Annotated in this window: 2 protein-coding genes and 1 pseudogene; all 3 read right to left on the reverse strand. The window is 73.9% G+C overall.

What is annotated here, in order from left to right:
- Window positions 1-14: 14 nt before the first annotated feature.
- The gene (locus tag HF519_RS29910) at window positions 15-677 is read right to left on the reverse strand and encodes a hypothetical protein (protein ID WP_169416301.1); all 663 of its coding nucleotides are present in this window, start codon (window positions 675-677) and stop codon (window positions 15-17) included.
- 51 nt (window positions 678-728) lie between these two features.
- Window positions 729-1,676 carry a respiratory chain complex I subunit 1 family protein gene (locus HF519_RS29915; RefSeq protein WP_308258920.1) on the reverse strand — a complete coding sequence of 316 codons (948 nt, stop codon included), beginning with the start codon at window positions 1,674-1,676 and terminating at the stop codon, window positions 729-731.
- Window positions 1,673-2,193, reverse strand: a pseudogene (locus HF519_RS29920) (proton-conducting transporter transmembrane domain-containing protein); the annotation flags it as partial. The gene HF519_RS29915 and the pseudogene HF519_RS29920, both read right to left, overlap by 4 nt.

A 2,193-nucleotide genomic window follows, 5' to 3' on the forward strand; every position in this document is an offset into this window, starting at 1 on the left:
GGCCCCGACCGGCATCAGTCGTGCAACTCCCGCAGTTCGTCGAGGTCCGTGTCGCCGAACGTCGCCTGCATCCGCCCGGTGAGCACCTGCAGCACCAGCACCGCCAGCAACACGTCCAGGGACACCCCGAGCTCGACGACCAGCCCGACCCCGGCGGTGGTGAGGAACCCGACCGCGGTGATGCCGTTGTCCATCAGCAGGAAGCCGATCAGCTGCGACAGCGCGCGGCGGCGGGTGACCAGCACGAAGAACCCGATCAGCACCACCGCCATCCCGACCGGGATCGCCGCGGTGGCCGGCGAGGGCGCCAGGGCGACCAGGGGCTGCGACACCGCGAGTGCCAGCAGGGTCAGCCCGGCGGCGGCCAGCAGCGACGCGGCCACGTTGAGCAGCGGCCGGGTCTCCCGGCGCTCGGGCCCGGCGGCGGCCAGCGCCCGACGCAGCAAGTACGGCAACACGCCCGCGCGCAGCACCAGCACCCCGACCGCCACCGCCCCGAGCTCGACCGAGCCCTCCTGCACGGCCAGCACCGCGACCAGCCCGGCCAGCGCGATGCCCTGGACCGCGAACACCCGGATCACCACGGCCAGCTCGCGGCGCCACAACACCAGCACGGCGGTGAGCAGCACCGCGCCGACGGTCAGGTTCAGCAGCTGGACGAGTACGGCCTGGCTCACCGCGGTCTCCGAAGCGCGAGCGGTCTCACGGACACTCCTTCTGCGACAGGTTCAGGCGAGGAAGAACGACGCGGCCACGGCCAGCAGCGCCAGCAGGAACGACCCGGCCAGCAGCTCCGGCACCCGGAACAGGCGCAGCTTGGCCAGGAACACCTCACCCGCGGACAGGCCGGCGCCCAGCACCGTGACCTTGACCGCGAAGACGACCACCCCGAGCAGCAACGCCGGCCCGCTCGCATCGGAGGCGACGCCCCACGGGACGAACAGGGTGGCCCACAGCCCGAGGAACACCGACAGCCGCATCGCCGAGGCCAGCTCCACCAGCGCCAGGTCCGGGCCGGCGTACTCGAGCACCATGGCCTCGTGCACCATCGTCAGCTCCAGGTGGGTGGACGGGTTGTCCACCGGGAGCCGGCCGGTCTCGGCGACCACCGCCAGCCCGAGCGCCACCGCGGCCAGCAGGCTGGCGGGGGTGATCACCCGGCCCGGGTCGTGCAGGGTCGCGATGACGATGTCGGCCAGGTTGGTGGACCCGACGGGGACCGACAGCGCGAAGATCGCCACCAGCAGGGTGGGCTCGACCAGGGCCAGGACCGTGACCTCCCGGCTGGCGCCCATCCCACCGAACGCGGTGCCGGTGTCCAGCCCGGCCAGTGCCAGCGCCACCGCGCCCAACGTCAGCAGCGCCACCACCACGAACAGGTCCGCGCCCGGGCTCGGCACCGAGGCGGTCGTCACGAACGGTGCGACGGCCACCACCGCCAGCGTCGTGGACACCATCAGCAGCGGCGCCACCCGGAACACCTCGCTGGTGCCCCGGGGGGTCAGGGGCTGCTTGCGCGCCAGCTTGCGCAGGTCCCGCCAGGGCTGCAGCACCCCCGCGCCGGCCCGGCCCTCCAACCGGGCCCGGACCTGCCGCATCACCCCGACCAGCAGCGGCGCCCCGGCCACCACCACCGCCATCTGCACCAGCGCGCTGATGACACCCGCGAGGCTCACCGGGTCACCACCAGCAGGACCAGCACCCCGCACAGGCTGTAGAAGCCATAGCCCAGGTAGCGGTGCACGCTGCCGGTCGCCAGCCGCGGCCCGACCCGCCCCCACCTCCGGACCGCGCCCAGGACCGGGCGGTAGAACCGGTACTCGACCCGGTCGGGTACCCGCAGCCGGTAATTGACCGCCTCGACCAGGTAGCGCGACTCCCGGTGGTGGGTGACATCGACGTCCTGCTCGGGGCGCACCACGTTGTCGAAGACCCGCTGCAGCGGCTCGGCGAAGGAGGTGGCGGTGTACTCCATGCGCGCCGACTGCGGCCCCGCCCCGCAGTCCCACAGCCGCGTCGCCACCCGGGCCCGGCGCCGGGCCGCGACCAGCCGCAGCACCCCGGCCACCGTCACCGTGCCGACCAGCACCGCCGCGGCCACCAGCAACGGTGACAGCGCCCCGGTGAAGCCCTGCAGCCGCACCGTCAGCATCCCCGCCGCCACCGGATCGGCCGCGCCGAGCAGCAGCCCTC

The organism is Pseudonocardia bannensis (genome assembly GCF_012911875.1).
GTDB lineage: Bacteria > Actinomycetota > Actinomycetes > Mycobacteriales > Pseudonocardiaceae > Pseudonocardia > Pseudonocardia bannensis.